Annotated in this window: 28 protein-coding genes; 13 read left to right on the top strand and 15 right to left on the bottom strand. The window is 67.3% G+C overall.

The window, feature by feature from the left end; translation table 11 throughout:
* Position 1: 1 nt before the first annotated feature.
* Positions 2-1,918, bottom strand: a complete 1,917-nt coding sequence (locus tag A5650_RS19095) for a glycoside hydrolase family 2 protein (protein ID WP_353615191.1) — start codon at positions 1,916-1,918, stop codon at positions 2-4.
* Between the two features lie 633 nt (positions 1,919-2,551).
* Here A5650_RS19095 and A5650_RS19100 point away from each other — a divergent pair.
* Complete coding sequence (locus A5650_RS19100; protein WP_067294993.1) at positions 2,552-2,788, top strand: RNA-binding protein; 237 nt, start codon at positions 2,552-2,554, stop codon at positions 2,786-2,788.
* A 29-nt stretch (positions 2,789-2,817) separates the two neighbouring features.
* Positions 2,818-3,588, top strand: coding sequence for an SDR family NAD(P)-dependent oxidoreductase (locus A5650_RS19105; protein ID WP_067294996.1), 771 nt, complete (start codon positions 2,818-2,820; stop codon positions 3,586-3,588).
* Here the strand turns inward: A5650_RS19105 and A5650_RS19110 are convergent.
* Positions 3,554-4,342: an enoyl-CoA hydratase/isomerase family protein gene (locus tag A5650_RS19110; protein ID WP_067294999.1), complete on the bottom strand. Its 789-nt coding sequence runs from the start codon at positions 4,340-4,342 to the stop codon at positions 3,554-3,556. The genes A5650_RS19105 and A5650_RS19110 overlap by 35 nt on opposite strands.
* 26 nt (positions 4,343-4,368) lie before the next feature.
* Positions 4,369-5,046, bottom strand: coding sequence for a TetR family transcriptional regulator (locus A5650_RS19115; RefSeq protein WP_067295004.1), 678 nt, complete (start codon positions 5,044-5,046; stop codon positions 4,369-4,371).
* Between the two features lie 69 nt (positions 5,047-5,115).
* On the opposite strand from A5650_RS19115, the gene A5650_RS19120 reads away from it, so the two are divergent.
* Both A5650_RS19120 and A5650_RS19125 read left to right on the top strand, forming a co-directional pair.
* Positions 5,116-6,183, top strand: coding sequence for a ferredoxin reductase (locus A5650_RS19120; protein ID WP_067295007.1), 1,068 nt, complete (start codon positions 5,116-5,118; stop codon positions 6,181-6,183).
* A gap of 17 nt (positions 6,184-6,200) precedes the next feature.
* The gene (locus tag A5650_RS19125) at positions 6,201-7,340 is read left to right on the top strand and encodes a fatty acid desaturase family protein (RefSeq protein WP_082950833.1); all 1,140 of its coding nucleotides are present in this window, start codon (positions 6,201-6,203) and stop codon (positions 7,338-7,340) included.
* 7 nt (positions 7,341-7,347) lie between these two features.
* Here the strand turns inward: A5650_RS19125 and nei2 are convergent, their stop codons facing one another.
* The 3 genes from nei2 to A5650_RS19140 all read right to left on the bottom strand — a co-directional run bounded on the left by nei2 (position 7,348) and on the right by A5650_RS19140 (position 13,439).
* Complete coding sequence (nei2, locus tag A5650_RS19130) at positions 7,348-8,121, bottom strand: endonuclease VIII Nei2 (RefSeq protein WP_067295009.1); 774 nt, start codon at positions 8,119-8,121, stop codon at positions 7,348-7,350.
* 35 nt (positions 8,122-8,156) lie between these two features.
* Entirely contained in the window at positions 8,157-12,695 is a 4,539-nt protein-coding gene (locus A5650_RS19135; RefSeq protein ID WP_156744197.1) for an ATP-dependent helicase, read from the bottom strand.
* A 93-nt stretch (positions 12,696-12,788) separates the two neighbouring features.
* Complete coding sequence (locus tag A5650_RS19140) at positions 12,789-13,439, bottom strand: TetR/AcrR family transcriptional regulator (protein WP_067295015.1); 651 nt, start codon at positions 13,437-13,439, stop codon at positions 12,789-12,791.
* 104 nt (positions 13,440-13,543) lie between these two features.
* Here A5650_RS19140 and A5650_RS19145 point away from each other — a divergent pair, with 104 nt between their 5' ends.
* On the top strand, positions 13,544-14,383 hold the full coding sequence (locus A5650_RS19145) for an SDR family oxidoreductase (protein ID WP_067295018.1): 840 nt from the start codon (positions 13,544-13,546) through the stop codon (positions 14,381-14,383).
* 22 nt (positions 14,384-14,405) lie between these two features.
* Positions 14,406-14,843, top strand: a complete 438-nt coding sequence (locus tag A5650_RS19150) for an SRPBCC family protein (RefSeq protein WP_067295021.1) — start codon at positions 14,406-14,408, stop codon at positions 14,841-14,843.
* Here A5650_RS19150 and amaB read toward each other — a convergent pair.
* Both amaB and hglS read right to left on the bottom strand, forming a co-directional pair.
* Positions 14,840-16,384, bottom strand: a complete 1,545-nt coding sequence (gene amaB, locus A5650_RS19155) for an L-piperidine-6-carboxylate dehydrogenase (protein ID WP_067295023.1) — start codon at positions 16,382-16,384, stop codon at positions 14,840-14,842. The two genes, A5650_RS19150 and amaB, sit on opposite strands and share 4 nt — an antisense overlap.
* Complete coding sequence (gene hglS / locus A5650_RS19160) at positions 16,381-17,550, bottom strand: 2-oxoadipate dioxygenase/decarboxylase (RefSeq protein ID WP_067295451.1); 1,170 nt, start codon at positions 17,548-17,550, stop codon at positions 16,381-16,383. Before hglS ends, amaB begins: the two co-directional genes overlap by 4 nt.
* 93 nt (positions 17,551-17,643) lie before the next feature.
* Between hglS and A5650_RS19165 the strand changes: the two genes are divergently transcribed.
* Positions 17,644-18,123 carry an Lrp/AsnC family transcriptional regulator gene (locus A5650_RS19165; protein WP_067295454.1) on the top strand — a complete coding sequence of 160 codons (480 nt, stop codon included), beginning with the start codon at positions 17,644-17,646 and terminating at the stop codon, positions 18,121-18,123.
* Between the two features lie 52 nt (positions 18,124-18,175).
* Positions 18,176-19,558 carry an L-lysine 6-transaminase gene (gene lat / locus A5650_RS19170; protein WP_067295026.1) on the top strand — a complete coding sequence of 461 codons (1,383 nt, stop codon included), beginning with the start codon at positions 18,176-18,178 and terminating at the stop codon, positions 19,556-19,558.
* On the opposite strand, the gene A5650_RS19175 is transcribed toward lat, so the two are convergent.
* Positions 19,551-20,144, bottom strand: a complete 594-nt coding sequence (locus A5650_RS19175; RefSeq protein ID WP_067295029.1) for a restriction endonuclease — start codon at positions 20,142-20,144, stop codon at positions 19,551-19,553. The two genes, lat and A5650_RS19175, sit on opposite strands and share 8 nt — an antisense overlap.
* Positions 20,145-20,237: 93 nt before the next feature.
* On the opposite strand from A5650_RS19175, the gene A5650_RS19180 reads away from it, so the two are divergent.
* The 4 genes from A5650_RS19180 (at position 20,238) to usfY (ending at position 22,406) form a co-directional block, all read left to right on the top strand.
* The gene (locus A5650_RS19180; RefSeq protein WP_067295032.1) at positions 20,238-20,915 is read left to right on the top strand and encodes a PAS and ANTAR domain-containing protein; all 678 of its coding nucleotides are present in this window, start codon (positions 20,238-20,240) and stop codon (positions 20,913-20,915) included.
* 83 nt (positions 20,916-20,998) lie between these two features.
* Positions 20,999-21,370, top strand: a complete 372-nt coding sequence (locus tag A5650_RS19185; protein WP_067295035.1) for a hypothetical protein — start codon at positions 20,999-21,001, stop codon at positions 21,368-21,370.
* Positions 21,367-21,999 carry a flavodoxin family protein gene (locus A5650_RS19190; protein WP_067295038.1) on the top strand — a complete coding sequence of 211 codons (633 nt, stop codon included), beginning with the start codon at positions 21,367-21,369 and terminating at the stop codon, positions 21,997-21,999. Before A5650_RS19185 ends, A5650_RS19190 begins: the two co-directional genes overlap by 4 nt.
* A gap of 98 nt (positions 22,000-22,097) precedes the next feature.
* Complete coding sequence (usfY, locus tag A5650_RS19195; protein ID WP_067295041.1) at positions 22,098-22,406, top strand: protein UsfY; 309 nt, start codon at positions 22,098-22,100, stop codon at positions 22,404-22,406.
* A gap of 56 nt (positions 22,407-22,462) precedes the next feature.
* On the opposite strand, the gene mbp1 is transcribed toward usfY, so the two are convergent.
* The 6 genes from mbp1 to A5650_RS19225 form a co-directional block, all read right to left on the bottom strand.
* Positions 22,463-22,699 (bottom strand): microaggregate-binding protein 1, encoded by a 237-nt coding sequence (gene mbp1, locus A5650_RS19200; RefSeq protein ID WP_064400879.1) that lies wholly within the window; start codon positions 22,697-22,699, stop codon positions 22,463-22,465.
* 84 nt (positions 22,700-22,783) lie between these two features.
* Complete coding sequence (locus A5650_RS19205) at positions 22,784-23,128, bottom strand: PRC-barrel domain-containing protein (protein ID WP_067295044.1); 345 nt, start codon at positions 23,126-23,128, stop codon at positions 22,784-22,786.
* On the bottom strand, positions 23,115-23,510 hold the full coding sequence (locus A5650_RS19210) for a hypothetical protein (protein WP_067295047.1): 396 nt from the start codon (positions 23,508-23,510) through the stop codon (positions 23,115-23,117). The genes A5650_RS19205 and A5650_RS19210 overlap by 14 nt, the downstream gene beginning before the upstream one ends.
* Positions 23,507-24,736: an Nramp family divalent metal transporter gene (locus A5650_RS19215; RefSeq protein ID WP_067295050.1), complete on the bottom strand. Its 1,230-nt coding sequence runs from the start codon at positions 24,734-24,736 to the stop codon at positions 23,507-23,509. The genes A5650_RS19210 and A5650_RS19215 overlap by 4 nt, the downstream gene beginning before the upstream one ends.
* On the bottom strand, positions 24,736-25,197 hold the full coding sequence (locus A5650_RS19220; RefSeq protein ID WP_067295052.1) for a hypothetical protein: 462 nt from the start codon (positions 25,195-25,197) through the stop codon (positions 24,736-24,738). The genes A5650_RS19215 and A5650_RS19220 overlap by 1 nt, the downstream gene beginning before the upstream one ends.
* A 14-nt stretch (positions 25,198-25,211) precedes the next feature.
* On the bottom strand, positions 25,212-25,415 hold the full coding sequence (locus A5650_RS19225; protein WP_067295458.1) for a hypothetical protein: 204 nt from the start codon (positions 25,413-25,415) through the stop codon (positions 25,212-25,214).
* A gap of 162 nt (positions 25,416-25,577) precedes the next feature.
* On the opposite strand from A5650_RS19225, the gene A5650_RS19230 reads away from it, so the two are divergent.
* Positions 25,578-26,552 carry a glycosyltransferase gene (locus A5650_RS19230; RefSeq protein ID WP_067295055.1) on the top strand — a complete coding sequence of 325 codons (975 nt, stop codon included), beginning with the start codon at positions 25,578-25,580 and terminating at the stop codon, positions 26,550-26,552.
* Positions 26,553-26,560: the final 8 nt, after the last annotated feature.

The following is a 26,560-nucleotide window of genomic DNA, read 5'->3' on the forward strand; positions in this document are numbered from 1 at the left end:
CTCACCGCCGCTGCTCGACCGGTTCGTTCACCTGTGCTCCCGTCGCGATCACCGCGCGGTTGCGTTCGGCGACCGTGCGCATCGATACCTTGACCAGCCAGCGGTCGTAGGTCATGAACCCGTTGACCTCGTTCTCGACGTCGGTGGTCTGGGTGTAGACGGCGCCGGACAGACCGCCCTTGCGGATCTCGTCTTCGAGATCGCGGCTCACCTGCACGTAGCGGTCGGTCAATCGCGCTCGGCTGTCGGTCATTTCGTAGGCCTGGGGTTTGCCGGGCCAGCGGTTGCCCTCGGGAACCAGCCCGAGCCCGCCGTACTCGCCGTTGACGACGACGCGGTGCTCGAGCGGGATCGGGCGGTTGCCGAGCATCGTGCGCTCGTCGTGTGGGGTCGCGGGGTTGTCATGCAGTACCGGGCGACCGGGACCGACGTAGGTGTGGTCGTCGTACACATCGCCGGCCCTGCTGTCGGGCCGCGACTTGCAGCAGTTCACCCCGCTGTTGGCGTTCACCATCCGGGTCGGATCGGCTGCTTTGGCGACACCCGCGATCCTCGCCGTGTCGAACTCGCCCCATCCCTCGTTGAACGGAACCCAGCCGACGATCGAAGTGACGCTTCGCAACTGGTCGATCATCTCGACAAGCTCGCGCTCGAAATTGGCCTTCGCCGCAGGCGACGGTTCGGGTGCCGGGCCGACCGGAATGTCGAGGGAGACGTCCAGCGACGGCATGTCCTGCCACACCATAAGCCCGAGCTTGTCCGTCCAGTAGTACCAGCGTGCAGGTTCCACCTTCGCGTGCTTGCGCACGAAGTTCATGCCGAGTGCCTTGGTTCGTTCGAGGTCGAACCTCAGGGCGTCGTCGGTGGGCGCGGTGTAGATCCCGTCGGGCCAGTAGCCCTGATCGAGCGGGCCGTGCAGGAAAGTGATCTTGTCGTTCAACGCGATTCGCGGCCGGCCCTGGGGATCCTTGACCGTGGTGATCGTGCGCAGACCGCCGTAGCTGGCGACCTCGTCGACGACCTTGCCCTCCGGCGTGACCAACCGCACCGTGAGGTCGTAGAGGTACGGATCGTCAGGTGTCCACAGCCGTGGGTCCGGTACCGGCACGCGCACGGGCTTGCCCGGTTCACCGGAACTGCGGGCCAGCGTCGGACCATCGGGCGCCGACACGATGACCTCGGCGCGTTCTTCGGTCGTCCCGGTGGAGCGCGTCGTGACGGTGAAACCCTTCAGATCCGCTGTGATGTCGAGTTTGTCGATGTGTGCGGCGCGCACCGGTTCCATCCACACCGTCTGCCAGATACCGGATGCGCCGGTGTAGAACAGACCCTCGGGATCGTTGCGCTGCTTGCCGACGGGGAACGGTGCGGCCTCGTTGCGATCCTCAGCGCGTACGACGATCTCCTGTGTGCCTGTCCAGCGCAGCGCGTCGGTGATGTCGGCGCTGAACGAGGTGAACCCGCCCTCGTGGTGCGCGACGCGCTTGTTGTTGACCCACACGGTCGCGGTCTGGTCGACAGCGCCGAAATGCAGGAGCACGCGCTGGCCGCGCCAGGTGCCGGGCAGCTGAAAGCTCTTGCGGTACCACATCTGGTCGTCGTGACGCTGGACCCCCGACAGCGCCGACTCCGTGGGGTAGGGCACCAGGATCTTCTCGTCGTACGCGGCGGTCGACGGGGGAGTCGCCAGGGCGGTTGCCTGCGATCGCCCGGTGTAGGCCCACACACCGTTGAGGTTCAGCCAGCGCGCCCGCACCATCTGCGGGCGGGGATACTCCGGGAGGGCGTTGTTGGGGCCGACCAGATGTGACCACGGTGTCGACAGCGGCGGACTCTTGCGCTGCCACGCCTCGGCCGCGTTCGCCGGCGCCGCGAAGACCGCGAACGCCGCCGCCATGGCGAGGGGTAGGGCCGTCATCCGGCTGAGATTTCTGCGCACGCGGTGCCGGTTGTTCGACAGCTCGGTGTTCACGGCCACGACTGCTAGTCCCCCCTGCTGGAAACCATCGACGGAATGCGGTTGGGTGCTGTGCACCAGACGCCCATGGCAAACCTAGTCAGTGGTAGGCCGCGAGGAATCAGGTGTTTCCCTATGCTTTGCACCGGCATGCTGAACGAACGCATTCGTGCAGGCATATGCGCACCGATCGGAGAATCGATCAAGAGCACCTGGATGCGTGAGCACTGGTGTGCCACACCATAAATGCAAAGTCAAGACGTTCGTCAAGCCTAACATCGATCCACCAACGGCGCCACGGTGCGCGCGCAAGTGCACTGCGTTCGGAGCTCGGCGTAATGGCGCTGCGCCGAGGCAGATTGACGAAGCTTAGCAAACGATGAATAGGTGAGCTAGATGTACGGCGGGTGATCCTGTTCGGAGCCGGATGCGGCCACCATACAGGAAGGAATGGTTCGACCATCGCAGGAGACATCGACGCGTCGACGGACTTCGTTACGGCGACGCGCCGATCGGGCGTTCGGCCTCCTGACGCGTGCGTCACTGCCACAATCAGGTCGGCGACGGCGGTTGCCTTCGCCGAAGGGAGGATATGTGCGCAAGGTAGTGCTGTGCGCTGCTGCGGCCCTGTTCGCCGGGGGCCTGGTGACCGTGCCCCCGCCGAGCGCCGAAGCGACGCTCTGCGGTTCGGTCGGCGGCAGGTTCGTCGACGTGACCGGCTGTGCGGACCCATTGTCGTATCTCAACGAACTTCCCCCGCTACCGCCGGCGCCGAACGTCAATGTGTGCGCGAACGTCGGGCGGCGGATCAGCGTGAGCGGTTGCATCTGACCGCACGTCAATCTGCTTGACTGGCGGCCGTGGACCGCGCTTCGTTCGACCGTCTCTTCGACATGACCGACCGCACCGTGATCGTCACGGGCGGTACCAGGGGCATTGGCCTCGCGCTGGCCGAGGGTTTCGTCCTGGCCGGCGCCCGCGTCGCGGTGGCCAGCCGCAAACCCGACGCCTGCGAGCGGACGGCGGAGCATTTACGCGGCCTCGGCGGACAGGCCATCGGCGTGCCCACGCACCTCGGGGACGTCGACGCGCTCGAGGCGCTGGTGCAGCGCACCGTCGACGAGTTCGGCGGGATCGACGTGGTGGTGAACAACGCGGCGAACGCTCTGGCGCAACCGCTCGGGGAGATGACGCCCGAGGCGTTGGCGAAGTCCTTTGAGGTGAATCTGCGCGGTCCGGTGTTCCTCGTGCAGGCCGCGCTGCCCTATCTCAAAGCGAGTGCGAAAGCCAGTGTGATCAACATGGTCTCGGTGGGGGCGTTCAACTTCTCGGCGGTGACCTCGATCTACTCCTCGAACAAAGCCGCGCTGATGTCGTTCACCCGGTCGATGGCCGTCGAGTTCGCGTCATCGGGCATCCGGGTGAACGCGATCGCCCCCGGGCCGGTGGACACCGACATGATGCGCAACAACCCGCAGGAAGCCGTCGACGCCATGGCGCGCAGCACGTTCCTCAAGCGGCTCGCGTCACCCGACGAGATGGTCGGCACCGCGCTGCTGCTGGCGTCGGATGCCGGTAGCTACATCACCGGTACGGTCATGATCGTGGACGGCGGCGGAACGCCTCGCTAGCGGCCCGCATCTCACCGCTGGTGGAGGCCAGGATCTGGCTGCGGTTCTCCAGGTGCAGGGCCGCCTCCAGGCTCGACGCCTCGAGGTTGGCCCACAGCACCTGCTTCGTCGACTCGAGGCCGAACTTCCCGTAGCCGCACAGTGTCTCGGCGATCGCCATGGCGTCGAAGACGAGGGCTTCGTCGGTCGACACCCGCGACACCAGGCCGAGCCGCAGAGCTTCGGGCGCGTCGACCGCCCGCGCGGTCAGGATGAGGTCGAACGCGGGGCCCGCGCCGATGATGCGGGGGAGCGTGTAGCTGACGCCGATGTCGCAGCCGCCGAGCCCTAACTTGATGAACTGGGTGCAGAAGCGCGCCGACTCCGAGGCGATGCGGATGTCGCAGGCCAGCGCGATGCCCATCCCGCCGCCATATGCGACCCCGTTGACGGCGGCGATGACGGGCTGGCGCAGCCGGTGTATGCGCGCGGTCAGGTCGGCGATGCGTTCCTGCCATCGCATGCCTGAGCGCGGGAACTCCGTTCCCTCGCCCGCCTTGTTGGGATTGGGATCGGTGAGGTCAAGGCCAGAGCAGAAGCCCCGTCCGGCGCCGGTGAGCACGACGACGCGGCACTCATTGTTGGCATCGATCTGCGCCAGCGTCGCGTGCAGATCCTCGACGAGTTCGTAGGACAGCGCGTTGAGCTTCTCGGGCCGGTTCAGTGTGAGCACGGCGATGTCGGGACGCGGGTAGGCCAGTTCGAGGTGCGGCATGCGCACACGCTAACCCCCGCCCGGTTTCACACGCTGCTGCGCCATCCCGCGACGCCGACCGCGATCATCCGCAGCTGTTTGACCGCCACTCGTTTGATCTCGTTGAGCGCGGCCTGGTCGTGGGCGTCCTCGATGGCCTCGGCGATCACGATCATCGCGTTGACGAACAGGCTCGCCAGAATGTTGAGATCTTCACTGCTCCAGGCGTTCAAGCCCGGGAAGCGGGCCAGGTCGATCGCCAGCTCCGAGGTGATGAGGCGGATCTCGGTGCGGATGGCGTACCGCAGCACGGTCACGCCGCTGTTGCGTTCGCGTCCGATGAAGCGCCAGTGTTCGCGGCGTTCGTTCACGCCGTCGATGAGAATGTCGACGCTCGACTCGATGACCCGCTTCGGGTCGAGCCTGCCGGCGCGGGCCCCGCGCAGCATGTCCCGCAGGCTGCGGAACGATTCGTCGATCAACACGAGGCCGAGGGCCTCCATCGACTCGAAGTGCCGGTAGAATGCGGCGGGCACGATGCCCGCTTCGCGGGTGACCTCCCGCAGGCTCAGAGCAGAGAAGCTGCGGTCCTCGAGGAGTTTCAGCCCAGCGGAGACGATCGCTTGCCGGGTGGCCTCCTTGCGCTCCTCCCGGGACATCGTCGACTCGCGGGATCGTGATCGTCCCGACCGGCTCGGCCGTGAACCAGGCGTACGACTGTTCACTATGTGAAACCTACCACAACCTGGGTCAATGGGTTGACGAGGTGCTACAGAAGCAGCAACGGTGTACATATGTTCACTCAAACGTTGACCCGGGGCATCCGGGACAGAGTGCTCGCGTCACCGCTGGTCGACCTGCTCACCGGGCCTCATGGCGTGGACCGATACACCGAGCTCGTCGCGCCCACCTGGACGCGGGCAGAGGCCCGCGCAGAGGTCGTCGCGGTGCGCCGCCAGACACCGCGCAGCGTCACGCTCACCCTCGAGCCGAATCAGGCGTTCACCGGTTTCCGCGCCGGGCAGCACGTCAACCTCACCGTCGAGATCGACGGTCGCCGTCGCACCAGGCCCTACTCGCCGGCCAACGCCGAAGAGGCTCGCTATCTCGAGCTCACGGTGGGGCGCCACGATGGCGGCCTGGTCTCCGGCTACCTGTGTGACCATGCGCGCCCCGGCATGGTGGTGGGTCTGGACTCGGTCGGCGGTGACTTCGTGCTCCCCGACGACACGCCGCGACGCCTCCTGTTCGTGTCCGGCGGCAGCGGCATCACCCCGGTGATGTCGATGGTGCGGACGCTGCGGGCCCGTGGCTTCGGCGGCGAGGTCGCGTTTATCCACTACGCCCGTTCGCTCGAGGACGCGTGTTACCGCGCCGAGCTCGACGCGATGACGGGTGTGCGGGTGCTGCACGGCTACACACGCACAGCCGCCGGATCCGACCTGGACGGCCGGTTCGGCCCTGCGCACCTCGCCGCGGCCATGCCGGCACCCGACGCGGTGTTCGTCTGCGGCCCGCCCGAACTCGCGTCCGCCGTGCGTGAGCACTGCGCGGATGTGCGCTCGGAGAGCTTCGTCCCGCCGACCTACGACCTGCCCGCCGAACCCTCCGGCGGCACCGTCACGTTCGCCGAGAGCGGGGTCGAGGTAACCGACGACGGTCGCCCCCTGCTGGAGCAGGCCGAGAGCGCGGGCCTGAGCCCCGAGAGTGGATGCCGGATGGGCATCTGCCACAGCTGCACTCGCCGCAAGACACGCGGCGCGGTGAAGAACCTGATCACCGGCGCGGTGTCCGCCGCCGAGGAGGAGGACGTGCAGATCTGCGTCTCGACTCCCGTTGGCGACGTCGACATCGCGCTCTGACACCGAAGGAGATCGACATGACCGTCATCACCGACACCCAACCGCATACCGCACAAGAGCCGCGCGCCGCACAGGAGCCACGCGCCCTCGAGAAGACCGTGGCCGGCAAGAAGATCCGCATGACCGCTGAGCAGGCCGAGGCCTTCGGCCGGGAGCTCGATGCGCTCAAGGAACGCGTGATAGCCGACCTCGGCGAGCGTGACGCCACCTACATCCGTCGAATCATCAAGACCCAGCGGGCTTTCGAGGTTGGTGGCCGCGCGCTGCTGTTCGGCGGTGTCTTCCCACCGTTCTGGCTGGCGGGCACCGCGCTGCTCGGCCTGTCGAAGATCCTCGACAACATGGAGATCGGCCACAACGTCATGCACGGTCAGTACGACTGGATGGGCGATCCGGCCATCTCGAGCCGCGGGTTCGAGTGGGACACCGCGTGCCCGGGGGAGCAGTGGCGGCACTCGCACAACTACATGCACCACACGTACACCAACATCGTCGGCATGGACCGCGACGTGGGTTACGGCATCCTGCGGATGAGCAAGGACCAGAAGTGGAGTCCGTACTTCCTCGGCAACCCCGTCTACGCGTTCCTGCTGATGGTGTTGTTCCAGTATGGCGTCGCGCTGCACGAACTCGAGACCGAGCGGATCCGGGCCGGCGAGATCACGATCGCCGACAAGCGCGAGATCCTCGAGGGCATCTGGCGCAAGACCAAGCGCCAGACGCTCAAGGACTACGTCGCGTTTCCGTTGCTGGCCGGGCCGTTCGCGCCGTGGGTCGTCGCGGGCAACCTGACCGCGAACCTGATGCGCAACGTGTGGTCGTACATGATCATTTTTTGTGGCCACTTTCCCGACGATGTCCAGGAGTTCTCCGTCGAGGAGACCAAGGCCGAGACGCGGGGTCAGTGGTACTTCCGCCAGGTGCTGGGTTCGGCGAACCTGACGGGCGGAAAGCTGTTTCACATCCTGAGCGGCAATCTGTCGTTCCAGATCGAGCACCATCTGTTCCCGGACATCCCGGCGCATCGGCTGGCCGAGATCTCCGAAGAGGTCAAGGAGATCTGCACCCGCTACGGAATTCCGTACAACAAGGGGTCGCTGCCGAGGCAGTTCGCGACGGTGGTGCGCAAGATCGTCCGGTTGGCGCTGCCTGGGTGAGTGCGGGTCAGGTCTGGCAGACCGGACACCAGTAGGACACGCGATCGCCCGGGTTGCCCGGGTGGGGCGAGTCCGACTGGATCTGCGTGCCGCACCGGCGACAGGGCCGCCCCCGTCGGCCGTACACCCACAGGTCGCGGCCGCTGCGGGTGTCGCCCGTCGTGGTCCGATTCACGCGGGACCTGTTCAGCCACAGCATGTCTCGGGCCCGCTGCACCATCCGCAGCGGGTCCTTGACGTTGCCGACGGGGGTGGTGGGGAGGTAGCCGGTGACGAAGCAGAGTTCGTTGGCGTAGACGTTGCCGACGCCCGCCATCACGCGCTGATCCAACAGCGCCTCGGCCAGCGGCCGCTGCGGGTCTTCGACGAGGTTGGCCCTGGCGACGCGCGGTTCCCAGTCGTCACCCAGCAGGTCCGGCCCGAGGTGGGCGACGGCCTCCATATCGCGATCCCGTGGCAGGATCTCGAGCACGCCGAGGTCGACGCCCGCGGCGCGGGAGTCACTGGTGTGCAACAGGATCCGGATCTTGTACTCCGGCACCCGACGGATCTGACCGCCGATCAGCCAGGCGCCCTCCATCTTCAGATGCGAGTGGATGCTGGCATCCCCGGCCCGGATGAACAGGTGCTTACCGCGGCTGAGGACCTCGTCGACCACGCAGCCCGTGAGGTCGACCGTCGCGAACTTGGGCACCCGCACGTCGCAACGCGTGAGTTCCTTACCCTCCAGCGCCTCACGCAGTTTGGTGGCGGTGCGGTAGACCGTGTCACCTTCGGGCATGCGTCAGCGCCCTCTGTTCTTCGCGCGAGCTCTCATCACCGCAACCGCAGGCCGCGCGGCGTGCGGACGAAGCCGGCGCCGAGCAGTGCGTCGTGCACTGCCGCGCGCTCGCCCTCGGCGCCCGGTTCGAGCACCGGTACCCCGTTGACCTTCTCGACGAGGAACGATCCCACGCGACCGCTGCTGACCAGTTCGGCGAGGGCCCCCGCCGACGCGATGTGCGCGTCGGCGTCGCCGGAGAAGCTCAACAGCGAACGCCCCCCGCGCTCGAGGAACCACACCAGTTCACCGTCGACCATCGCGACCAGCGCACCGGCCTTGCGGCCCGGACGGTGCGTGACGTCGTCATCTGATCGCCTCGTCGGCCACGGGAGCGCCGCACCATAGGGGTTCGCCGGATCGGCCGCCGCGAGGACGACCGCCCGGTATTCCCGGTGGTCCTGGTCGACGCTGTCCAGATAGGTGCGCAATCGGTCGACCGTCGAGGCAACGGCGAACTGGGCGCCGCCGAGCGACTCGACGAAATAGCCGCGCTGACAACGGCCCGCATCCTCGAACGCGGTCAGCACCTTGTAGAGCATCGCGAAGCCGCCAGGCACCCCCTCCGCGCCGACGGCGCCCTTGGTCAGCACCCCGTGCCTGCCGAGAAGCAGCTCGGCCTGGAAGTGTGCGCGCACGGTCGACTCCGGATCGGCCACGGGCAGCGCCGACCAGCGGCCCGCCACCGTCGGGTCGGCGTTGCGGGTCTGGGCGTGCGCGACGCTGTAGCTGCTCAGGCGGGGCGCACGTCGACGCTGTCGATGGGCGGGTGCGCTGCGCCGCCCGGCCGGCCCGCGGGTGCCCATCAGCTTCGCGCGCACCGGCGCGAACGTGTCGCCGGTGACACGGCCCGCCCAGACCAGATCCCACAGCGCGTTCTTGCGGTCGTCGGTCGGATTGTCGGCGAGCTGCCGGAAAAAGAAAGCACCGCCGCGATCGAGCGCCTCGAGAATCGCCCGGTGGACGTCGGTGAACTCGATCTCGGTGGGAGCGTTCAACGTCAACGGCGCCGACTCGGCGGAGTGGAACGCGATCCAGCCGTCGCCCCCGCCGATCTGCCCCGCACCCGACCACATGACCTCGCCCGAGGCCAGCAGTTCGTCCAGCATCGCGGGTTGATAGTCGCGAACACGTTGACCGAACACCAGAGGTTCGACGGCCGACGCCGGAATCGGAACGCCCGCAAGCTGATCGATCACGGTGGCGAGGCCGTCGACGCCGCTGGTGTGCGCCGAGCCGACCGATTGCCAGGCGGGCAGGAAGCGACCGTAGGCCGCGGTGCTGACCGGTTCGATCTGCGCACGCAGCGCGGCCAGCGATCGGCGCCGCAGGATCTTGAGCACGTCGGCGTCGCACCACTGCTCGGCAGCCGCGGAATCCGAGACCGGCAGATCGGTGAACTCGCCGCGAATCAGCTTGCCGTCGATAGCCATTCGGCCCAGCACGTCGGTGGTGACGCGCAAACCCAGGCCGAACCGGGCGGCCGCGTCGTGCGTGGTGAACGGTCCGCGGGTGCGGGCGTAACGGCCTAGCAGCTCACCCAGCGGGTCGTCGACCGATTCGGTGAACGCGATCGGCACCCCGACCGGTACGGCAACGCCCACGCCGTCGCGCAGCAGCCCGATGTCCTCGATGGCCACCCACCACGTCCGGTCGGCGAAGGAGACGGTCAACGCGCGCTTGGCCCCACGCAGGCCGTCGAGCCACCCGCCGATGTCGGACGTCGTGCAGCGCTCGGCGATCTCGGTCTCGGTCAGCGGGCCCAGCAGCCGCAGCAGATCGGCCACGCCCTCGGCGTCACGGGCCTGGCGGTCGTCGCTGAGGTGTTGGAGCTGTCGCGTCGTGCTCGTGATGACCAGGGGATCGAGCAGCTCCCGCAGCTCGACGCGGCCCAGCAGTTCCGCCAACAGCACGCTGTCCAACGACAGTGCGGCGGCGCGACGTTCAGCCAGCGGGCTGTCGCCCTCGTACATGAAGGCGCCGACGTACCCGAACAGCAGCGAGGCCGCGAACGGTGACGGCGTCGTGGTCTCCACCTCGACGAGGCGCAGCCGCCGCTGGGCGACGCGATGCATCAGCTCCGTCAACGCGGGCACGTCGTAGACGTCCTGAAGGCACTCCCGCACCGCCTCCAACACGATCGGGAAGTCGGGATACTTGCGCGCGACGTCCAGGAGCTGCGCGGCGCGCTGCCGTTGATGCCACAGCGGGGAGCGCTTACCCGGATGGCGCCGCGGCAGAAGCAGTGCGCGGGCCGCGCATTCGCGGAACCGCGACGCGAACAGGGCCGAGCCGCCCACTTCGGCGGTGACGATCGGCTCGATCTCGTCGGCGTCGAACACGAACAGGTCGGCGCCCGGGGGCGCATCCTCGGTATCGGGCAGGCGCACGATGATGCCGTCGTCGGAAGCGGTGGGCTTCTCCTCGATGCCGTACCGCTCACGCAGCCGTCGCGACACCGCGAGTGCGAGCGGGCCGTGCACCCGCAATCCGTATGGCGAGTGCAGGATGACCCGCCAGTCGCCGAGCTCGTCGCGGAACCGTTCGACGACGAACGTCGTGTCCGACGGGACGACGCCGGTCGCCTGACGCTGGTCGTCGATCAGCTGCCACAGGTTGTCGGTGGCGAAGTCATCGAAACCCATTGCCCGGCAACGTTGGTCGAACTCGTCCTTGCCCAACCGGGCGAGTTCGCCGGTGTAGGCGCCGACCGCCGCCCCGAGCTCGGCCGGGCGGCCGACACCGTCGCCGCGCCAGAACGGGAGCCGCGCCGGCTGCCCCGGCGCGGGGACCACCAGGACGCGGTCGTGGGTGATCTCGGTGATCCGCCAGCTCGTCGCGCCCAGCGAGATCACGTCCCCGGGGCGCGACTCGTAAACCATCTCCTCGTCGAGTTCGCCGACACGCGAAGGCTTGTCGGATTCGGTGGCCAGGTAGACGGTGAACAGGCCGCGATCGGGGATCGCCCCGCCGCTGGTGACGGCCAGGCGCTGGGCGCCTGGGCGCGCGGTCAGGGTGCCCGTGTCGCGGTCGTACACCAGGCGGGGCCGCAGCTCGGCGAACTCCGTCGACGGGTACTTGCCCGACAACAGGTCCAGCGTCGCCTCGAACGCGCTGCGTGGCAGCGTGGCGAACGGGGCGCTGCGCCGCACCGCGTCGAACCAGCGGTCGGCGTCGAGCGGTTCGAGCGCACACGCCGCGACGGTGTGCTGGGCCAGCACGTCGAGCGGGTTCGTCGGTACCTGCATGGTCTCGATCTCGCCCGAGAGCATCCGCTTCACCGTCACCGCGCATCCGATCAGGTCGGTGCGGTGCTTGGGGAACAGCACGCCCTGTGAGATCTCGCCGACCTGATGGCCCGCGCGTCCGATGCGCTGCAGTCCGCTCGCGACGGACGGCGGCGCCTCGACCTGGATGACGAGATCGACTGCGCCCATGTCGATTCCGAGTTCCAGGCTGGAGGTGGCGACGACGGCCTTGAGCCGGCCGCTCTTCAGGTCGTCCTCGACGATCGCCCGCTGTTCCTTGCTGACCGAACCGTGGTGGGCTCGGGCCAGCAGGGTCGGCGCGCCCGACGCCTGCCCGCTGCCCATGATGTGCGCCGGCGAACCGCCTGCGACGCCGGTGTTGGGTCCGGTCTGGAGCTCCTGGCCGGTTCGTTCGGCGTGAATCTCGTTGAGCCGCGACGTCAGTCGTTCGGCGAGTCGGCGCGAGTTGGAGAACACTATCGACGAGTTGTGCGCCTCGATCAGGTCGACGATGCGTTCTTCGACATCCGGCCAGATGGTGTTGTTCTCGAGGTTGGCCATATCAGGTACCGGCACCTGGACCGACAGGTCGAACGTCTTGGCCGCGGGCGGCGCCACGATCGTCGTGCGTGCCTGCCCGGACAGGAACCGCGCGACCTCTTCGGGTGGGCGCACGGTGGCCGACAACCCGATCCGCTGGGCGGGGGAATCGAGCAGTTGGTCCAGCCGCTTCAGCGACAGCGCCAGGTGGGCGCCGCGCTTGGTGGCCGCGACGGCGTGCACCTCGTCGACGATGACGGTCTCGACGCCGGCCAGCGTGTCGCGTGCCGCCGAGGTCAACATCAGGAACAGCGACTCGGGCGTGGTGATCAGGATGTCGGGTGGGCGGGCGATCAGTTCGCGGCGCTGCGCGGGGGAGGTGTCGCCCGACCGGACTCCGACGCTGATCTGCGGGGCCGGGACACCGCTGCGGTCGGCCACGCGCGCGATGCCGGTCAGCGGCGTGCGCAGGTTGCGCTCCACGTCGACGGCCAGCGCCTTCAGCGGGGAGACGTACAGCACCTTGGTGCCCGCCCGCGGGTCCGACGGCGCCGACGTCAACTGGTCGATTGCCCACAGGAACGCCGCGAGCGTCTTACCGGAACCCGTCGGCGCGATGACGAGCGTGTTGTCCCCGTCGGCGATCGCCGTCCAGGCCTGGGCCTGGGCGGGCGTCGGTTCGGCGAACGTGCCGGTGAACCACTCCCGGGTCAGGTCGCTGAACCGGGCGAGGGGGGATTTGCTCATCGACTCCATGGTGCACCCCACCACCGACACTTCTTCGACGGTTTCGGTGCTCTACCTATCGCCCAGCGATGGTTAGTGCACCGAAATCACAGGTCAGCGGCGTTTCGGGGATACCGCGTCGCGCAGGGAGGAGGGGATGCCGGGGACCCGCCCGACGGCGTCGAGCAGCGCATGCGCACACGCGTCGGCGACCTGACCGGCGTCGATGGACGGATCCATCAGTCGTTGCCTGCACATCTCCAAGGTGAACGCGAGCCAGCCGTAGACGGTGATGCGCAGGTCGCGCTCGACCTTGGAGTCCAGCTCGTCACCGAGCGCGGCGTGGATGCGGCTGAGGATCCGGTTGGCCTGGCGGTCGTTGTCGGTGTCCTCGATGCCCCGCAGCACGGGATCGGAGCGGCCCGACCCCACGTAGGCCGCCCACGCGCCGTGAGGGTGGTCGTCGTCGTACCGCAGATACGCGAGCACCCCCTCGCGCACCTGGTCGAACAGGCTCTGGCCGGGCCGCGGTGGCGTGTTCGTCGCTTCGAACAGCCGCTCGCCCTCGGCGCGGATCACCGCGGCGAAGAACGCCCGCTTGTCGGGGAAGTAGTGATACATCAGCGCCCGCGACACCCCGGCCCGCTCGGCGATCTCGTCGATGCGGACCTCGTCGTAAGGCCGTTGCCCGAACACTTCGGCGCCGAGCGTCAGCAGTTCGCTGCGTCGGTCGGCGGGCGACAGGCGCCGTCGAGGCTCGGCCATGCGGCCATCGTAGTGAACACATGTCAAACAGAGCTGCGTCCGGAGTATTCCGACCAGTGCGGGGTAACCCGCGCAAGCACAGGCATCGGAACGAGAGGCGATCGATGAGTTTCCCCGAACAACAGCAGTCACCGCCAGGCGTGCAGAGCGAGATGACCCCTGCTCCCGACTGCGGTGAGACGAGCTATCGCGGATCGGGTCGGCTGACCGGCAAGCGCGCGATCATCACCGGCGGCGACAGCGGCATCGGCCGCGCGGTCGCGATCGCCTACGCGCGCGAGGGTGCCGACGTGCTGATCGCCTACCTGAACGAGGACGGCGACGCCAACGAGGTACAGAAGTACGTCGAGGATGCCGGGCGCAAATGCGTACTCGTGGCGGGTGATCTGTCGGACCCGGCGCACTGCCGCGCCGTCGTCGACCGCGCCGCCGCGGAGTTCGGCGGCATCGATGTGCTCGTCAACAACGCCGCCTACCAGATGACGCACGACACCCTCGACGAGATCAGCGACGAGGAATGGGATTACACGTTCCGGCTCAACATCGGCGCGTACTTCTACCTCGTGAAGGCCGCGCTGCCGCACATGGGTCCCGGCGCCTCGATCATCGGCAGTTCGTCGGTGAACTCCGACATGCCGAATCCGAAGCTGGCGCCCTACGCGGCGACCAAGGCCGCCATCGCCAACTTCTCGGCCAGTCTGTCGGAGATGTTGGGGGAGAAGGGCATTCGTGCCAACAGCGTGGCTCCTGGCCCGATCTGGACCCCGTTGATCCCCTCGACGATGCCGCCGGAGAAGGTCAAGCAGTTCGGCGAGAACACGCCGCTGGGCCGTGCGGGGCAACCTGTCGAATTGGCACCGATCTACGTGATGCTCGCGTCGGACGAGGCGAGTTATGTGACGGGTGCGCGGATCGCGGTGACCGGCGGCAGGCCGATCCTGTAGACGGAACTCCTACAATGACGCGATGACCGAATTGCGTGTCGAGCGCACCATCGCGGCACCGCCCGAGCGCGTATTCGACTGGCTCGCCGACCCGAACGGCCTCACGGCGGCGCCGCTCGTCCTGCGGGCCAGGCTGGCGAAGGGAACGTCGGAAGTGAAGGCCGGCACGGTACGGATCGTGACCGGGACCGGCATGTGGTTCGAAGAGGAGTACACGGCCTACGATCCGCCGCGTAGCTATTCGTACCTCATCCTGCGCTCGGTTCCGGGTTTCGTTCACGAAGGCGGCACGCTGACGTTCACCCCCGCAGGCACCGGTACCCACGTCGAATGGGTAACCAGGTACACCCACCCGCTCTGGTCGGGCGGAAAGGCCTTCGAGCCGGTGAGTTCGCGGCTGTTGCGGTGGAACTTCCGCGCCATCCTCGACGGCTGCGCCAACGCGCTGGAGACGTCCTAGCCGAAGTGCACGCCCTGTGCCAGCGGTAGTTCGGTCGAGTAGTTGACCGTGTTGGTGGCCCGGCGCATGTAGGCCTTCCACGAGTCCGACCCCGACTCGCGGCCGCCGCCGGTCTGCTTCTCGCCGCCGAAGGCGCCTCCGATCTCGGCGCCCGAGGTCCCGATGTTGACGTTGGCCATCCCACAGTCCGAGCCGTCGGCGGCCAGGAACCGCTCCGCCTCGCGCATGTCGAGGGTGAAGATCGACGACGAAAGACCGTGCGGGACCGCGTTGTTCATCGCGATCGCCTCGTCGAGGCTGTCGTATGTCATCACGTAGAGGATCGGGGCGAACGTCTCGGCATGCACGATCTCGGTCTGGGCGGGCATGCGCACCACCGCCGGTGTGACGTAGTAGGCGCTCTCGTCACCGACGTCTTGGCGTTGCCCGCCGATGACCTCACCGCCGTCGGCGCGTGCGATCTCCAACGCGCGCACCATGTCTCGATATGCGGTCTCGTGGATCAGCGGGCCGACGAGCGTGCCGTCGACCGACGGATCACCGACGGGAAGTTGGCGGTAGGCGGCGGTGATCCGCTGGACCATATCGTCGGCGATAGAGGAGTGCACAATCAGCCTGCGCAGCGTCGTGCACCGCTGACCCGCCGTGCCCGCGGCGCTGAACACGATGGCGCGCGCCGCCATTTCGAGGTCCGCGGACGGCGTCACGATCGCGGCGTTGTTGCCGCCGAGTTCGAGCAGGACCTTGCCGAACCGCTGGGCCACCCGCGGGCCGACCTGCCGGCCCATCCGTACCGACCCCGTCGCGCTGAGCAAGGCCACCCGCGGATCGTCGACGAGGCGTTCGCCGATCTCGCGGCCGCCCTGGATCAATCGGCTCACTTCGGGTGGGGCCCCGACGTCGCGGGCCGCGCGGTTGATCAACGCCTGACACGCCAGCGCGGTCAGCGGGGTCAGCTCCGATGGCTTCCACACGACGGTGTCACCGCACACCAACGCCACCGCCGCGTTCCACGCCCAGACCGCGACGGGAAAGTTGAATGCGGTGATCACGCCGACCACGCCGAGCGGATGCCAGGTCTCCATCAGCCGATGACCGGGGCGCTCGGAGGCGATCGTGCGGCCGTAGAGCTGACGCGAGAGCCCAACGGCGAACTGGCAGACGTCGATCATCTCCTGCACCTCACCGAGGGCCTCGGACGTGATCTTTCCGGCCTCCAGAGTCACCAACGCCGCGACGTCGGCCTTGTGGGCGGACAGCAGCTCACCCAGCCGTCCCACCAGCGCGCCACGGACCGGCGCGGGCGTGGTGCGCCACGCCGTGAACGCTTCAGTCGCTTCGCCGATCGCGCGGTCGGCGTTCTCGGCCGTCGTCTCCGGGACGGTGAACAGCACCTCACCGGTGATCGGTGTGCTGGCCTGCAATCCGTGCTCCCCGGGGGCGCCGAGGTCACCGTCGAAGCCGACGGCGTGGAGTGCGTCGAGTGCATGCGTGCGCAGCATCTCGACGGAGGGGAGTGTCGCTGTCGCCATGGTCGTCATTGTGCTGCTTTCTCGTAGAGCGCGTAAGGGTCGTGGACGGGTCGGCCGATCCGGTCGGACAGCCAAGCTGCGCCGTAGTCGAAACCACCGGCGGACTCGTCGGCCCGTGCGTCGTCGTCGAGGTTCGACCGGAAGATGCCCGCCGCCGAAGCGGGCAGGAAATCCTCGTAGACAACCGGTTTCGACGGATCGCCGCCGCGGTAGTAGGCCAGCCCGGATGCGGCCAGCTCCTCGTCGGTGGCCGGGAAGTACTGAGCCCAGACGGCGGCCGGATCCGGGGTGGCCATCGCGGCGTCGTAGTGTTCGCGGCCTCGGTCCGTCAGCGCCACCCCGCGAGCCTCGACCTCGCCGAAGCGCACCCGCAGCGCGCCCTCCGACACCGAACCGTCCGGCTCGCGGAAGCGCCGTTGCTCGGCGAGCGCGCGAAAAGATGTCTGCCTCAACAGCACCGGTGGACCGTCGGCGCGCGGTGGGCCCTGGATCGCGTCGATCATCGTGATACCGCGATCCGTCATCCGGCTATACAGCTCGTCGATGTCGAGCACCCGCGGCGTGAGGTGGTTGATATGGGTGGTGGTGACGCCCGCGATGTCGGCCGCCACGGCGGAAACCCTGCTGAGTTCCTCGTACCACCCGCGGTCGATGGGTGCACGCGACAAGGCGAACGCGGCCACCGCGGCGGCGACGAACCGTTCACCCCGGTCCTGGTCGACCGTGCCCGCAGCGACTATGCGCCTTGCCTCGGCGATCAGCGCGGGGTCGAACAATTGCCGGCGGCCCACGAACCGCTCGACACGACCGCGTAGCTCGGCGGGGAAGAACCGCGCGTCGGCGGTGGCGAGCATCGACGTAAACACCCGAAACGGGTTGCGGGCCAGTTCATCCGGATCGATCGGGCGAAACGCCGTGGACACCACCGGAACCGGCGACTCCGCTTCACGCAGGTCGTAGAAGCCGACCGGGTACATGCCGAACGCCGCGAACAGGTCGGCGACGTCGGCGAGTTCGGCGGCGCTGCCCACCCGGATCGCACCGTGGCGCTCGGCGGTGACGCGTTCGAGCGAGCCGAATCGCTCGGCGCCCGAAACCCCGTCGGCATGGTCGCGGTTCACCTCGGAGGCGACCTCCACGAGCGTGGTGTAGGCGGGCACCTCGGCGCCGTACATCCGGGACAGTTCGGCGGCGAACCGGGCCCGTAACTGCCATGGTTCGAAGCTCTTCGGGGTCACCGCTTGCACCGCCTCGGATACAGTGCCGCCATGGCTGGAGCCGACGAACAGCCCCACACCGCGACGCATCTCGACGAGATCGATCGCACCCTGGTCCGTGAACTGATCGCCGACGGCCGCGCCACGCTGGCGCACCTGGCGGCGACCGCGGGACTGTCGGTCTCGGCGGTCCAATCGCGCGTTCGGCGGCTCGAGGCGCGCGGCGTAGTGACCGGATACTCGGCCCGGATCAACCCCGAAGCGGTCGGCAAGATGCTGTCGGCGTTCGTGGCGATAACTCCTCTCGATCCCTCGCAACCCGACGACGCGCCCGCGCGCCTTCAACGCATAGAGGCCATCGAGTCCTGTCATTCGGTGGCCGGGGACGAGAGCTACGTCCTGTTGGTCCGCGTCGAGTCGGCGCGGGCGCTCGAGGACCTGTTGCAGCAGATACGCACCGCGGCCAACGTTCGGACCCGAAGCACAATCATCCTACAGACTTTTTACGAGCGTCGTGACTTCATACCGTAACTATTCCTGTCACAGACGCTTTTGACCGTATATCTTCTGGTAACCTCCCGGTATGACCGATCTGTTGCTGCGTTCGGACTGCGGGTCCCCGACCGGCGCCGCCGGGCTCGACGTCGGACCCGATGATGTCCACGCCGTGCTGTCGCGCAGCATTCTGGCCGACGGAATGGATCTGGTGCTCGACATGCGGCGGTCGTCGGGTTCGTATCTGGTCGACGCCCGCTGTGCTGATGGGGAAGGCGAACGCTTCCTGGACATGTTCACGTTCTTCGCCTCGTCCGCGTTGGGGTGGAACCACCCGGCGCTGGCCGACGACGACGCATTCCGCGCCGAGCTCGCGGCTGCCGCCGTCAACAAACCGAGCAACTCCGACGTGTACACGGTGCCGATGGCGCAGTTCGTCGACACGTTCGTGCGCGTGCTGGGGGATCCGGCGTTGCCGCACCTGTTCTTCGTCGACGGCGGGGCGCTCGCGGTGGAGAACGCGCTGAAGGTGGCGTTCGACTGGAAGAGCAGGCTGAACGAGGCCGACGGGCGAGATCCCGCGCTGGGCAGCAAGGTTCTGCACCTACGCGGTGCGTTCCACGGCCGTAGCGGCTACACCTTGTCCCTGACCAACACCGACCCGAACAAGGTGGCCCGTTTTCCCAAGTTCGACTGGCCGCGCGTCGACGCGCCGTATCTACGCCCCGGCTTGAACGATGAGGCTATGGACGCGATCGAGGCGGAATCCCTACGTCAGGCCCGCGCCGCGTTCGAGGCCCACCGGCACGACATCGCATGCTTCATCGCAGAACCGATTCAGGGCGAGGGCGGCGACCGGCACTTCCGGCCGCAGTTCTTCGCGGCGCTGCGCGACCTCTGCGACGAGTTCGACGCGCTGTTGATCTTCGACGAGGTGCAGACGGGCTGCGGGCTGACGGGGACGACATGGGCCTACCAACAGCTCGGCGTGACCCCCGACGTGGTCGCCTTCGGCAAGAAGACCCAGGTATGCGGCATCATGGCCGGTCGCCGCGTCGACGTTGTGCCCGACAACGTCTTCACCGTGAGCTCGCGGCTGAACTCGACGTGGGGTGGCAACCTCACCGACATGGTGCGGGCCCGCCGCATCCTCGAGGTGATCGAGGCCGACGGCCTGGTGGCCGGTGCGGCCGAGATCGGCCGCTACCTGTTGCGCCGCCTCGAGGCGCTGTCGGCGGAGTTTCCCGACGTCGTGCTCGACGTTCGGGGCCGCGGACTGATGTGCGCGTTCAGCCTGCCCACCCCGGCGCTGCGCGACGAGTTGGTTCGCAGGCTGTGGGAGCGGCGCGTGATCCTGCTCCCGAGCGGAACGAGCAGCGTGCGATTCCGGCCCGCCTTGACGGTGTCGCGGGAGGAGATCGACCCGGCCATCGACGCAACCCGCGCGGCCCTGCGCGACGTGCTCAGGTGAGCTGGGTCGGCGCCGACGGCTCCAGCAGCCGTCGGATCGTCGCACGCAAGCGAGGCAGGTCGGCGCCACATACGAGCACGCAACCGTGACGCTCTGCGAGCTTGCGTGCGGCAGCGGTGAATTCGTGATTCGTCACCACCATCGTCTGAGTGCAGTCCTGCATCGGCGCGCCCGCCACGACTTCCTGTACGGCACCGGCTCCGACCGGGCGCGACTGTCGCTTGCACTGAATGGCAACGCGATTCGGTCGCATGCCGACGATGATGTCGACACCCCAGTCTCCGGTCATCGCCGTCATGATCACCGGAGCACCGCAGGACCGCGCCACTCGCGCCACGTAATCCTCGAACTCGGCACCGGACATCGCCGCGGTGGGATCCTCGCGCGCGCCGGCGGTGGTGGCACCGGCGAGCGCGCCGGCAAGAAAGCGTGGAGCGGCGGCCAGCAGCAGCGGCGCAACGAGACCGATCGCGACGCTGACCTGAACAGCGACCCCGAGAAGCCATGCCCCTACCCCCGCCGCCGCAGCGACGGCCAGGTACACCTTCACGGTCACCCGACGGATCCTAAGTTTCGACCCCGACATGCAGCCCACAGTCGGTGCCGGTGTTTATCCGATAAACGAATGAACGTCATCGCCGCGATACACGTGTGCGGTCACCGGCGCTAACCTGCGATCATGACAGACGAGCTGCCCGAGTCCAATGGGCAGACACCCGTCGAACAGGCCCTTGCCGGCGGTGACCCGCACCGCGTGGGCTGGTTCCGGTTCTATTTCGCCGACGAGCGCTGGGAGTGGTCGCCGCAGGTCGAGCGGATGCACGGCTACGAGCCGGGTACCGCGCAACCGACGACGGAACTGGTGTTGTCGCACAAACATCCCGACGACTACCGCCAGGTGGCGGCGACGCTGGAGGAGATCCGCAGGACGTCGGGTGCGTTCTCCACCCGTCATCGGATCATCGACACCCGCGGCGACGTGCACCACGTCGTTGTGGTCGGCGACCAATTGTTCGACGACGGCGACCAGGTGGTCGGAACCCACGGCTTCTATGTCGACGTCACCCCGTCGCTGCAGCGGCACGACAGGGTTTTCAGTGCGGCTGTCACCGAGATGGCCGAGGCCCGCGGCCCGATCGAGCAGGCCAAGGGCATGCTGATGCTGGTCTACCGAATCTCCGCCGACTCGGCGTTCGAATTGCTCCGGTGGCGTTCACAGGAGACCAACACCAAGCTGCGGCTCCTGGCCGAGCAAATCGCCAAGGACTTCCTTGAGCTGAACTATGACGAGGAGTTGCCGCCACGCGCAACCTATGACCGGCTCCTGCTGACCGCGCACTATCGCGTCGAAAACTGAGGTTTACCGAGCCAAGCAGCCGGGAACACCCTCTGCGTCTAATTCATATCGCTGATTGCGCAGCAAATTCGGGAGTTTTCGTCGTGTATCACGGTCCCAGCGAGCTGAGGCATGTCGACACCGGCATCCGCGACGCCGTGCGGTTCGCCATCGGTATCGGTGCCACCGGCGCCATCTTCCTGCTCGGCGCCATGGTGTGGGTGAGCACCTGTCAGGGCGCGACGGCCGACACCCTGGCCTGCGGCGCGCCCCAGCGAACCCTGCTGGCGCTCGCGGCGCCCGCCGTCCTCCTGCTGGGCGGGGGGCGCGCCTTCTTCCGCGCCTATCAGAACTGGCGCAGGGGCGAGATGTCGACCGCGTGGCAGGGTGCGGGATGGTTTCTGCTGACGTCGATGCTGCTGGTGCTCACCACGAGCATGCCCGCCCTCACCGGATCCGCGGTGTTCGGCGGATGAGCACTCAAGCCTACGCCGATCACCCGTTGACCGCCGTCGCGCTGGTCTGCAGCCTCAAACCCAGCCCCGCCGAGTCGAGCAGCGCACTGATGGCCGAGCACATCTGTCAGAACTTGCGCGACGCCGGTGTGCAGACCGAGATCGTGCGATGCGTCGACTACGCCATCGCGCCGGGTGTCGAGGCGGACATGGGTGACGGTGACGAGTGGCCGCAGATCCGCGAAAAACTGTTGGGCGCCGACATCCTGGTGTTGTCCACCCCCATCTGGCTGGGACACCCCGCCAGCGTCACGCAGCGGGCGCTGGAACGTCTCGATGCCGAGCTGTCGAACACCGACGACGCGGATAGGCCGGTCATGGTCGGCAAGGTCGCCGTGGTCGGGGTCGTCGGCAACGAGGACGGTGCGCACAAGGTGATTGCCGACTGCTTTCAGGGCCTCAACGACATCGGCTACAGCATCCCGGCCCAAGGGGGCACCTACTGGACGGGTGAGGCGATGCAGAGCAAGGACTACAAGGAACTCGACGAGGTTCCCGAGCCGGTCGCTACGACGACTGCGGCGTTGGCCCGCAACGCCGCTCACCTCGCAAGGGCCCTGCGAGCCGAGGTGTACCCGTCCTATCGGTGAGGCTCATTTCGGTTTCGTTTCTTCCCTATGGGGTCGGGTAGTTCTAGCGTTGTCAGTAGCCCATAACCGGGTGCAGGTATGCCGAGAGAGGAGTACCGATGAAGAGCCCGAAGGATCCCGTCGACCACGCGAGGACGACACGTCCGCACGCCGGGGAGACGATGAAGGACAGCAAGGACCTGCCGGGACTGATCCTCATCGGAGTGGCACTTGTGCTGTTCGTTTCGGCGCTGGCGGCCCACGGTGCCAGCCATCACAGCGTGGGTATCGGCTTGGGTTGCGGCTCTGCCGCGCTGTTGATCATCGGCGGCGGGTGGCTGCTGGTCGAGCACCTACGGGTGCGCAAGATCGAAGAACGTTGGTACGCAGAGCATCCCGACGCTCAGCGGCAACGACCCAGTAGCTGAAGTAGTCAAGAGAAAAGCCCAGCCGATCGGCTGGGCTTTTCTGCTTTCGGTCCGAACTACTGCTCGTTCTCCTGGCGCTTCTCGGCGGCCTCGGCGCCTGCGCGAGCGGACTCCGCCTCGGCTTCCTTCTTGGCCGCATCCTGCTGGGCATCGGCTTTGTCCTGCTGGGCCTTGCCCTCGCGAACCATGTCGTCGCGGCCGGTGACAGTGCCGACCGTTTCCTTCGCCTTGCCCTTGACGTCTTCGACGACGCCCTTGATGCCTTCTTCAGGGCCACTGTTCTTCTCGGTCATGTTCACCTTCCGCAGTGGAGTGGATTCAGTCCAATCACGAGGAACTTCCTCGCGCAGGTGTCGGGTTCCCGAGCACCTGACCGACTAAACGCCCGCGCTGGGCAACATCGCCGAGAAGCGGGTGTAGTCGGCGCGCAACCGCACGCCATCCGTGCCAATACGGGCGACGTCCTCCCACGCCGCCACGAACGTTCCGCGGTGCCGCCACCTCGCGACTCGGGCTATCAGAGCCGGGGCGGTCGCGCCCGACCGTTCGAAACCCCAGAACGACGACCGCGTTTTGGGACTCACGACGAGTCCCAGCACCCGCGGCGCCGGCGGATCGTCGGTGGGGTCGCCGCTGGTGGCGAGGCGAACGTCGATCACCGTGCCGACCCGACGGTTGCCGGCGTCGACGACCCGCAGCCCCAAGAGTTCACTCAGCCGCATGTCGGCCTCCCGGAACGCGTCTGACGATGTGGTCGCGCAGCCAGCGTTCGACCCAGCCGACGTCGAACGTCATATCGGTGGGTTTGAGCCTGACAACGACCTCGACCGAGGCGACCAGGCGCCAGGGGATCTCCTGCAGTCGCGAACGAGGAGGTGATCCACCCAAGATGCGCGTCGCCACCACCTGTCCTGAAAGCAGGGCACTCACCCGCGGTGGCTGGGCGTCGACGGCCACGTCGTGATCCATCTCGATGCCGGTCAGCTCGATGTCGTCGACGATTCCGACGGGATCACCCGCGTCGTCGAGCATCTGGCGGTCCAGCAGATGCAGTCGGGCGTCGAGTAGGTGACCACGATGACGCTTGACCGGAAGATCGTTCACTGTCCCGCTCCCGTCACGATCATCAACGGGATCGCCGCCACCGACGCGGCGACGATGACCACCAGGAACACCGAGGCGAGCATGTTCGTCACCCTTCCGTTGGTCTCACCACCCATGTATTGAGAGTCGTTGGCCACGATCAGGATTGGCAGGTATGTCAGCGGAAGGGCGATGGCAGAGAACACCACGGAGTACTCGGTGACGAGGATGGGGTCGACTCCGGTGAACAACACCGCTGCACAGGCGATGATCGCGATGAAGATGACGACGTGGAAGCGCGCGGCCTCGGCGGGACGTCGGAACTTGCCCCACGGCCAGCCGAGGAACTGGGCCAGGATGTATCCGCTCGACAGCGCCGTCTCCAGCGCGGCGCCGAACGTCGCCGCGACGACACCCACGATCACGAACGCCAGCGCGAGCTTCCCGCCGGCGGCCACGACCGGCATGACCGTCTGCGACAGCGAGGTCACCTCGATCTGTTGAGGGAGCAGGACAATCGCTGCCGAGGCCGCGATACCGAGCGACAGGAGACCCCCGAGCGGGAAGCCGACGAGCACGTTGACGCGTGATGTGCTCAAATCCTTGCGGGTCCAATGCTCTTCGACGGCTCCGGAAGAGAAGAAGAAGACCTCGTACGGCGTCATCGCGGCACCGAACAGCGCGATGGCGAAGTACCAGTAGGTGGCCTCGGATTCCTGCTCAGGGATGACAGGCGTCATCGCCTGGTCGGCGAGATTCGCCCAATCCGGTTGCAGCAGAAACACACTGACGAGGAACACGATCAGGAGCAGTCCCAACAGGCCCGCGACGTTCTCCATGATCTTGAACTTGACTCGCCATACCACCAACCAGATCGCGAACGCCGCGACGGGAATCCACATCATCGGGCCGACGTCCGTAGCCAGTTGCAGGGCCAAAGCGACACCGCCGATCTCGGCAGTCAATGTCATCAGCGTGATGAAGAAGGATGCCGCGAGGTTGGCGGCCGCGGTGCGCGGACCGAGGCGCTCCCTGATGATTTCGAAGGTCGCACGGCCGCTGACCGCCGCTACGCGGCCGGCCATGTTGGCGTACAGGCAGATTCCCGCGACACCGACGACAACGACCCAGGCCAGCCCCATTCCGAATCGTGACCCCACCACGGCGTTGGTGACCAGGTCGCCGATATCGACGAATCCACCGATCGCGGTCAGTATCCCGAGCGCGACCGACAAGAGCTTCTTCATCAGCGGTATCGGCTTTCGAGCGCGGTCGCTGCCGCCAGGAGGTCGGCGCGAGCCCGCTGCGGCGACGGTTCGCTGCTGACCCGTCTGATGCTGGCTGCCGCGGCGTTGAGGATGCCGATGATGTCGGTCATCGAGTCGGTCAGCATGCGTTGTCGCCCGACGTCGACGGAGTCGCGGGCGCGCAGATCGGCGATGCCCTGGTAGGCCTTCACGACGTCGGAGCGGGCGTCCGACAGCTGCACACCGGCCAGTTGAGCCGTCGACCGTCCCTGCGACCACAGGTCCAACGCCGAGGCGCCGCTGCGCGCCGCCGACGTCGTTTCCTCCATCGCGCTGGCGAGTTGGCCCGGCATGCCGTCGCGATTAGCGGGGCAGCATGTGAGCAGAAGCCCGAGCGCGACGAGCACGACCAGCAGGGTCAGTGGTCCCTGGAGTCGTCGAGCGCGCTCGTAGCCGGGCATCGCACTGGTGCCTGTCAGTCCCCGACGGTGCCGTCCTCGTCGTCGATCTCCACCGTCTCGAGCTGTTCCTGCCAATCCGCGGGCGGTGCTTCCAGCGGCGGATCCGGTTCGGGTTCTGCGCTGGCTTCCTCGTCGAGAACCGGTTCGCTGGTGTCGCGCTGCTGCTCCATCGCATCGGCCACGGGAACGTCGTCGGGCAGGCTTTCGCTGTCTGACATGCCGGTCGGGTACCCGTGCACCCAGTTGTGAAACGGCACCCGAGTCGAGCCTCTCTGGGGGTTCGACGGAAAAGTCCGATATGCGAATCGGCTCTCGTCCGCTATGCGAAGAGTCGATCGGAGAACCGTTTTGCCTCAGAAGTGCTCGGGTAGGCGGGCCTCATGTCGATCTCGTCGACGCCCCGTTCGGTGCTCCTCTGGCATGTGCACGGGTCTTGGACCGAATCCTTTGTGGCGGGCCGGCATCGCTGTGTATTGCCTGTGAATGAGCGTAGAGATTCCGACGGCCGCGGGCTGTGCGGGCGCAATTGGCCACGAGCGCAAGAGGTTTCGCTCGCTGATCTGTATGACGAGGACATCGACCTGGTGGTCTTGCAACGTCCCGAGGAAATCGATCTGACGAACCGGTGGCTGGGACGCCGACCGGGTCGAGACTTACCCGCGGTTTACGTGGAACACAACGCCCCGCGTCCGTTCGCGGTCGACAGCGTTCATCCGGTTGCTGACCGTACCGACATCCCGATCGTCCACGTGACCGACTTCAACCGGCTCATGTGGAACAACGGTTCCGCCCCGACTCGCGTCATCACTCACGGGATCGCCGACCCAGGGTTGCTCTACCGCGGGGACGTCGCGGCCGCCGCGACGATGATCAACGAACCGTGCAGGCGTTGGCGCACGGTCGGCGCGGATTTGCTGGCCGAGTTCTCCGAGCACGTCCCGATCGACGTCTGGGGCATCGACACCGATGTGATCAGCGAATGCATCGCCAGTCCGCGGGTGTGCGGAAGAGGTGACGTGCCGACCCCCGTCCTGCTGCCTGAGGTGGCCCGGCGTCGCGTCTTCCTGCACACCGCCCGGTGGACATCGCTGGGTATGTCGCTGATCGAGGCGATGTTCATCGGAATGCCGGTGGTGGCCGTCGCGTCGACGATGGCGCCGCTGGTCGTGCCGCCGGAAGCCGGTGTCGTGAGCGTCGACGTCGACGCACTCGGCCGCGCGTTGGCGTCCTTCGTCGCGGACGGCGCCGCCGCCACCGCGGCCGGGAAGGCGGCGCGCGATTTTGCCAAGGCGCAGTTCGGAATCGATCGGTTTCTTGCGCAATGGGACGACCTCATCGATGAGTGCTGTCGGTGACAAGGAAA

Source organism: Mycobacterium sp. 1164985.4, assembly GCF_001668575.1.
Taxonomy (GTDB): Bacteria; Actinomycetota; Actinomycetes; order Mycobacteriales; family Mycobacteriaceae; genus Mycobacterium.